This window comes from Halalkalibacter sp. APA_J-10(15), assembly GCF_023017105.1.
Lineage (GTDB): Bacteria > Bacillota > Bacilli > Bacillales > Bacillaceae_D > Halalkalibacter.
Genome location: NZ_JALKEV010000034.1, coordinates 1 through 6206, shown reverse-complemented (window position 1 = coordinate 6206; position 6206 = coordinate 1). Strand labels below are relative to the sequence as shown.

Here is a 6206-nt window from a genome sequence, read left to right as displayed (position 1 = left end):
CTAATACGGGAAAACATGGTCAACAAGAGGTATACCATATGCATTATCATATTATTGGTGGTCGTCAATTAAAGTGGGAAATATAATTAGCTCACTGTACAATCCTTATTGCACTAAAGGGTGGCTTTAGTTGAAGAACGGTCGGAGAAAATGATTAAACTTTCTTTCATACAATGTGCAATGTTTTATAATTGAAGAACCCGTTTTGATCAATCTTTTTTCAAAACGGGTTCTTAAATTTAACGTAAATATATGGGTTTGGAAGGTGTTTTTGATTAAACTTTATTTTAAACTTACACTTGTTTGATATATCATACTTTTTAAAGAGCACATATTTCTTTAAAACATATCCCCATGGGACTGCGAGAATTGGTAAAATCACAAGGAGAAATGGAAACAACATACCATCAGTAGCTTGATCTGAAAGATTGCCAGATTGATAAAGAGGAAGGGCAACTAAAATGAGCCAAATGGACTTATAAAGTATTTCTAGTAGCATAACTGGGATCATTTCCACAGTCCGAAAAAGTTCAATGAATGCCAGCAAACTAAACGCCCCCCCATACACTCCAGTTCATTGCTGAATCGATCTCCCAAACACCATCATAACTGAGAATATATCTCCAAGCATCACTACCCATCAAAAAGAACATTAACCCATATATGGATCTCATGGCATAAATATTAATTGGTCGTATGCCATCATACTTATCGTATTGAGGTGTAAATAGTAATTTTATTATTCTCATAGAATTGTCTCCTTTTAGTTTCTAAAGTTAGTGTTTTAGCAACAAAACACCCAACCATATAAACCAGATAAGCTGCAACAAACCAAATGCGTCTTTTAAGTAAGGCACGATATGCATAACCGTCAAGATGCCTATGCAACCAATCAGAAGCCCTAACAGATGCAGTGTTTTCGGTAACCAGTTTTGTTTAAGACCTGCAATACTAAGTAATAGCACCCAGAGCCCACCGACTAACTCAATTCCTCCACCCAACGCCTCGATTATCAGCCCTAAGCTATGGTAGAGGGCCTGTGCCTGAACTGGATCAATGCTGACGAGATGAATTAGCCTATCCATGCCAATCAAGTAAGTCATGCCTGATGCCATCATCAACATAACCCAGATGCTTCCAAATCTATCTGCCAAACTCGCTAACGCAGAATTTTCAACTGGCAATGAGTGTTGTAACGATTGCAATGTTATCGCTAATAGTACGCCAAACACTAGATAACCAAGGCTATAGCTTATGGCAAACAACAATTGACCTTCCTGAAGAAATTCTATCATGCCTAAGGTATCAAGCCCTGCCGGAACCGATATCAGAACAAAGAAAATGATAAACATACTAAGATAGCACAGCGCCATACCGAGAGTGGCATAGCCTCCTAGACGTGTGACTTTGGTTAAATTTTACATAATTATATCCTCCTCTGCAAATTTTTTTTAGTATTAGGTACTCTAATTTTTCGATATTAAGTGCCGATGTTTACAATCTAGTGTAATGACATGTATTCTGAAATACCTTAATTACTATATCTAACGCACCTCTATGCCATGCGTCACTAAAACTGGCTGAGGAATTCTAGAATCCACTCAATCGCATTTGCTGCGTAGATTTTATCACCGATTAAAAAGGCATCTAAGGTCAGACGATGTCGTTTTTGATTGTACCTTTCATTGAGAAGCTCATGGTTCGCGCTTGGAACCATATAAAGTTTTGTATGAGTATGCCCCGTTTGCTCGAAAATAGCTCTATAGGTCTCGTAACTTTCACGGCTGTCTACATTGAGATCATTTTCGCCAAATAGTCCTAAAAAGGGAACATCAATGGCGTATATTCCATTTATAGCGTTAGCCTCTTGGTTAAGCAAGGCAAACTCAAAACGGTCTTTGCTCATCGGTGTGCCATAGGCATGATTTTCAATCCATTGACGATATGAATCATAATCGCCAATGGCTATAAAGCGATTGCCTGTTTCAATGTAAGCCAGGTATTCCTCGGTTTCCGCTTCACTATAACCTCGCTTAATAGCTTGTTGCGTGGAATAGTATAGATGTTGATCTGACCAATCAATGGCCCCTCCAATAACCACATAATAATCCACAGGTGCATCTACAAGTGCCAGTTCAGAAACAACCCACCCACCTTGTGAAAAAGCCATTACACCAATCTTATTGATTTCAACATTCTCCTTTATGACATGAATCGCTTCCAAGACTTCGGTTGATCGATCGGTCATATTTTGTTTCAACCAGTTTCCTTCCGATGCACCAACACCTGCTTTATCGTATGAAAAACAAGCGTAGCCTTCGCGGAGCAAAGCATTCATGATAAAGTGGTACTCGCCAGCTCCCGTGCGATCTTGCGGTCCATCGCCATGGACGAAAAAAACGATGTTATATGGGCCTTCATTTTTCGGAAGATATAACGTACCATAAAGCTGATTTTCCTGCGATTCAAAAGAGATTTCAACATGTTTATGAGCATGTAAATCCATTGTATCAAAACGCCATAGAACAAAAGCTCCGACTAGGATGAAGAGAACTACTAGCGCCTTGATTCCCATCAGTTTGGCTGGTACTTTGATAGGAATGAAGCTGTGTACCATGTGCGTGACGCCGGTCACCCCAATTAGACTAGAAATCGGCCAGGGAATGCGCGTGTATTGATTGGCCTTAAAGTCTAAGTGTAAATACAGTGCTTTGGCCTTTGGGTTTTCATCGATAACATCAAGGGCAATCGATGAAAATCCCCTTTCTTTGGCTAAATCAAAGAGGCCTTGAAATAAGAGGGTCCCAACGCCAGTGCCCCTTGCTGTTTCTTCGACGGCAATCCCATCCATCAACAACTCCTGCTTACTTTTAGCGGCTCTGTGAAAAAGTATACCGGCTAAAAGAGCCTTTGCTACGCCTTTTACTGGTCCGAATACAGTGATAAAATCACTTAGCGATAAATCAATGAGTGCCTTTTTCCCGATGTGGAATCCTGCTATGCCCAGAAGGTGATGATTTTCATCATAAGCGCATAGACAATAGTCCGGATTGAGGCCTCTTTCGAGTAAGGCAACTACCTCTTGTGGTTTTCCAATCACTTTCTCAAATTTTCGAAAAAAAGCCTGGGCGTAAAGGATGGCCACCGCATTTCGGTCTCTTTCATGGAAACCTAAACGAATTTCAATATTACGCTTCATTATGCTCTCCTTTTATAATCAACCTTTCAATTAACTTGATTAAACTTACATGTAATTGTACTCTAAGTATGAAGCTTAGGTCTGACCCAATGTCAATAGGAGAAGTGAAAAATATGAAAAAAGATATTACCATCGGTGAATTTGCAAATCTAATGGATGTCTCTACTCATCAGATTCGATATTTTGAGGAAAAAGGCATTTTACTTCCAAGCTATATTGATGAAAATGGATATCGTATGTATGGGATCAATCAAATCTACACCCTCTCTCACATTTTGTTGTTAAGACGCTTAAACATTTCTGTTTCTGATATTAAAAAGCAGTTTACTACTTATTCTCCAGATGATTATATGGAGGCATTAGAAAAATCGGTAACAGAAATTGAAAAGCAAATTCGAGACCTACAAATTATTAAAGATGTAACGGAAAGGATAATAACGAAAGCAAAGTCTAGTCAAGAGTATTTGAATAATTTTACCATGAAAAGCATCCCTGAAAGACATGTATCTCTTTTACAAAAAAACGATTTAACTTTCTCTTTTGATGCTAGAAATATCTACAACCTGTTATATAAATCAAATAAACTAGATAATATTTATAGTAATGATTTTATTACTTTAATAGATGAAGAGCATTGGTATTTCTGCTTAGAATCTTGTAATCCGGGGGATTTTATCCTTAAAAAAGGATCATACCTCTCTTATCACATTTTAATTAAAGATAAAAATGAGTTAGGAAATGCGATTGAGTATTTTTTTGAATATGCCCAAAGTAACAATATAAAGTTGGAGGGTCAATTGATCAGAATAGAAAATTCTGATATAGCTATGTTTTACAATGACCAGCTATCTATAGAATTACAAATGCTAATTAGGGATTGATGAAAGAAATTAAAACAATTATGGTAAGCGATCACTAATTAAGCGTATTGAGTTAATAAAAGTTGCAGAGAGTTTAGGAATGACTTCGATTGAAGAAGGGGACTGTTTTTTAGAGAATCAATTACCTTAAGATTTGAAAGAAAAGTCGAAAGTGAGTTAAAGGGACAATGGAAGATTATTTACGATGAATTAGTAAAAAAATTGGATTAACTACGACGCTGCAAATTTTTTATTGAAATCAAATTTTTATGTCTAGAAAATAGAGGTGTATGTTCTAGAAGGCTTGATATAAGCTTTTCAGAGTTTTTAGTGATAAAATTTTCAGTTAGAAAAACGATGATTATTTGCTCTGCGGGAACTAGTCCATAAGGCCTTATGCCCCCGTACAGAGTGGATTAGAAGGAGCGATTAATGAACTATCAAACTTTTAGACCTCATCTGGATTTAGAATCTTTGGTTAATTTTTATTGGACTTTAGAAGCATCTGCTGAAGAAAATTCGCAAAAACAACGGATTATACCCGATGGTTGTATTGAAATGGCTTTCATTCTAGGGGATGATATTAAACGATACACCTCGAAAGATGATTTTATTATACACCCTCGAGCTATGGTACTTGGACAAACAATTGAACCTTTTTATATTCAACCGATAGGATATGTCAATACATTTGCAGTAAGTTTTTACCCTTATGGTTTTGCAAATTTCATTTCAGAACCCATAAAAGAATTAGTTAACAAAGAAACCCCTTTAGGGCTCTTGTTTGGAGAGGTTTCTGCAAAAGAATTAGAACGAAAAATTATAAAGGCAACGGACACTAAGGAAAGAATAGGATACATTGAAAAATTTCTTTTTGATAGGTTAAATGAGAAAAAAATCATTGATAATATTGTAAAAACTACTATTGATATTCTTTTATCAACAAAAGGAAGCACACAAATTAATGAGATTCTCAAGCAAGACTTATCTAAGAGAAGACAACTAGAAAGAAAATTTCAAAAACAAGTTGGCATTAACCCAAAGCAATTAGGTAAAGTTATCCGATTACAATCTGTCTTGAAAATATTGCTTAATGAAAAGATTGATAACCTAACTAACATTGCTTATAAAAGTGGATATTATGACCAATCACATTTTATTAAAGACTTTAAGGAGTTTACAGGAATCAGTCCAAAAGAGTTTTTAGGGAACAAAAATATGGTTCTTTCCTCCCTTTTCTACAAATAGTTTAATAGTGTCTCATTTTTACAATTATATAATGAGGAGATTGATTATAATATGCTTAGGTTTAATCTTAATCTTAAGGAGGATCATTGATATGAAAAGCTTTGTTTCCATTTTTGAAATTCCAGCAACAGAAATTTCGCGAGCAATCGAGTTTTATCAATCAATTTTGGGCATTAAAATCGAGAAAATGAATTTCTCAGATATGCAAATGGGATTATTCCCAACTGAAGAACAAATAACTTTTGGAGTCATAGTTCAAGGAGAGGGGGTTACGCCTTCGTCCAATGGTGTAACCATCTATCTTGATGGTGGAGATGATCTTCAGGTCATACTGGATAAGGTCGAGAAAAAAGGTGGGAAAATTGTTGTTCCAAAAACTCTTCACGCTGATGAAAGTGGATATTTTGCATTGTTTATTGATACAGAAGGAAATAGACTTGGATTACATTCACCCAATTAACCGATTAGATCAAAATAGGCACTCTACTGTAATTACAGTAGAGTGCCTTGCTTCTTTTCCAACTATTCTTATATATCAACCCAACCGTCAGTCCAGATTTGAATTAAACGGTAAATTTGTCCTCGTATTCAGTGAGGTTGGTAGGCTGTTCTTTTAGAAATGTAAATTTAAAATAAAGTCGCGACATTTGTAAAAAAGTTGCGAAGCTTTACCCCTTTAGGATTATTTTTGTCTAAAGGGGTGTTTTTATAGTGGAACATCTGAATTGAAAGAACGATTAAGGAACTGTTGAGTGACAATAAGTTGTTCCGCTAAAGGGCCATTTTTTTAATGGAATAAAACTTCTGAACAATGGGGAATAATAATACATGATAAATAATTGTATCTTGTGGGGGATCTTATGATTGATAAAAGGAAGGCTTTATCCTTTAGTACATTA

General features: G+C 36.0%; 7 protein-coding genes. 4 read left to right on the top strand and 3 right to left on the bottom strand.

The features are described from left to right. On the top strand, nt 1-86 hold an 86-nt coding region (locus MW695_RS21960; RefSeq protein WP_247106920.1), incomplete at its 5' end, for an HIT domain-containing protein. A gap of 462 nt (nt 87-548) precedes the next feature. On the opposite strand, the gene MW695_RS21955 is transcribed toward MW695_RS21960, so the two are convergent. From MW695_RS21955 to MW695_RS21945, 3 genes are all read right to left on the bottom strand, one after another. Next, a complete protein-coding gene (locus MW695_RS21955; RefSeq protein ID WP_247107600.1) occupies nt 549-749 on the bottom strand; it encodes a hypothetical protein in 201 nt (66 codons plus the stop codon). A 27-nt stretch (nt 750-776) separates the two neighbouring features. Continuing rightward, nucleotides 777-1352, bottom strand: a complete 576-nt coding sequence (locus MW695_RS21950) for a hypothetical protein (protein WP_247107599.1) — start codon at nt 1350-1352, stop codon at nt 777-779. A gap of 218 nt (nt 1353-1570) precedes the next feature. Next, nucleotides 1571-3199 (bottom strand): GNAT family N-acetyltransferase, encoded by a 1629-nt coding sequence (locus MW695_RS21945; RefSeq protein ID WP_247107598.1) that lies wholly within the window; start codon nt 3197-3199, stop codon nt 1571-1573. Between the two features lie 113 nt (nt 3200-3312). Here MW695_RS21945 and MW695_RS21940 point away from each other — a divergent pair, with 113 nt between their 5' ends. The 3 genes from MW695_RS21940 (at nt 3313) to MW695_RS21930 (ending at nt 5767) form a co-directional block, all read left to right on the top strand. Continuing rightward, on the top strand, nt 3313-4080 hold the full coding sequence (locus MW695_RS21940; protein WP_247107597.1) for a helix-turn-helix domain-containing protein: 768 nt from the start codon (nt 3313-3315) through the stop codon (nt 4078-4080). A 411-nt stretch (nt 4081-4491) separates the two neighbouring features. Then, nucleotides 4492-5307, top strand: coding sequence for an AraC family transcriptional regulator (locus MW695_RS21935; protein ID WP_247107596.1), 816 nt, complete (start codon nt 4492-4494; stop codon nt 5305-5307). A gap of 91 nt (nt 5308-5398) precedes the next feature. Beyond that, nucleotides 5399-5767: a VOC family protein gene (locus tag MW695_RS21930; protein WP_247107595.1), complete on the top strand. Its 369-nt coding sequence runs from the start codon at nt 5399-5401 to the stop codon at nt 5765-5767. Nucleotides 5768-6206: the final 439 nt, after the last annotated feature.

Bases quoted from the DNA above. Each gene is read 5' to 3' on its own strand.
- MW695_RS21950 (WP_247107599.1), bottom strand. From the start codon at position 1,352: ATGTTTATCATTTTCTTTGTTCTGATATCGGTTCCGGCAGGGCTTGAT.
- MW695_RS21935 (WP_247107596.1), top strand. From the start codon at position 4,492: ATGAACTATCAAACTTTTAGACCTCATCTGGATTTAGAATCTTTGGTT.
- MW695_RS21955 (WP_247107600.1), bottom strand. From the start codon at position 749: ATGAGAATAATAAAATTACTATTTACACCTCAATACGATAAGTATGAT.
- MW695_RS21945 (WP_247107598.1), bottom strand. From the start codon at position 3,199: ATGAAGCGTAATATTGAAATTCGTTTAGGTTTCCATGAAAGAGACCGA.
- MW695_RS21940 (WP_247107597.1), top strand. From the start codon at position 3,313: ATGAAAAAAGATATTACCATCGGTGAATTTGCAAATCTAATGGATGTC.
- MW695_RS21930 (WP_247107595.1), top strand. From the start codon at position 5,399: ATGAAAAGCTTTGTTTCCATTTTTGAAATTCCAGCAACAGAAATTTCG.